We start from the raw sequence: 1,182 nt of genomic DNA, 5'->3' as shown, positions 1-1,182 counted from the left end.
TGGGTGCGCGGGTCGGTGGCGGTGCCGGCGGGCTCGGCCGGCGCGGTGCGCTCCGGCGCGGGCTGGTGCTGCTGCGGGGACGGTGTCGTCGCGTCCGGACGCGTCGACACGGGCTCCGGCGCGCTCTCGTGACGCGGCGTCGGCACCTCCGCCGACGGAACGTGCGCGGGCTGCGGAACCGGGCCCGCCTCCGAGGGGCGCACCGGCCCCAACGTCGGCGCGGGCGACTCCTGCACCGGACGGGGCGCAGCGGGCGACTCCTGCGCGGGCCGCGGCGGAGCCGGATCGTGATCCGGCGTACGCGACGGACCGTCATTCGCAGCCGGCCGCGTCGAGCCAGGGTCATGGTCAGGCGTGCGCGACGGACCGTCATTCGCCGCAGGCCGCGTCGAACCCGGGTCGTGGTCAGGCGTACGCGACGGACCGTCGTTGGCGGCGGGCCGCGTGGAACCCGGGTCACGGTCGGGAGTGTGCGACGGACCATCGTTGGCGGCCGGCCGGGTGGAACCCGGGTCACGGTCGGGAGCGTGCGACGGACCATCGTTGGCGGCCGGACGCGTGGAACCCGGGTCGTGGTCAGGCGTGCGGGTCGGGCCGGAGTTGTCCGGCGTCGAACGGCCCTCCGGGGCAGGGGTGTTGGTGCGCCCGCCCCCGTCGTCGTTGCGGGCCGGCGGCGTGCTGTGGTCCGGCGTGCGCGACGGGCCGTCGTTCGCCGCGTCCGGACCCACCCGCGTACCGAACGGGTCCAACGCCGGCGACGGAGTCCGTGGGGCCGGAGAGGAATCACCACCCGGCTGCTGCGAAGGCGAGGTCGTCTGGCTCGGCGTGCTGGTGTCACGGCTGCTCGTCGGGGTGCTGTCCGGAGCGGTGCCCGTCGGACGGGAGGAGGTGCTGCTCGGCGACGTGCTGCCGTTGTCCCCCGGGGTGTTGCTCGACGAGGGGGTCTGCGTACTGGACGGGCTCGTGGCGGACGGCGTGGAGGTGGACGACGAAGGTGAACTGGTCGAGCTGGACGGGGAGTTCGAAGTCGAGGTGTTGTTGCTGTTCGACGAGCCCGCGTCGTTGTTGCCCGAACCCGGATCGTCACCACCACCGTTACGGCCCGCCGCGTTCTCCAGACCGTTGCGCGCATGCCGCCCCGCCCGCGAACCCACCCCGTCCCGCAACGACTCCGTGAACGTC

The 1,182-nt window shown here is 74.5% G+C and carries 1 protein-coding gene; it reads left to right on the top strand.

Annotation, left to right across the window (positions count from 1 at the left end; genetic code table 11):
• Positions 1-639: 639 nt before the first annotated feature.
• Positions 640-1,182: hypothetical protein (locus tag ACWEPF_RS39950; protein WP_452176536.1), on the top strand; the 543-nt coding region annotated here is incomplete at its 3' end.

The organism is Kitasatospora sp. NPDC004289, from assembly GCF_053602875.1.
Note: the sequence above shows the minus strand (reverse complement) of the source record. Positions and strands in the feature narration are given on the sequence as shown.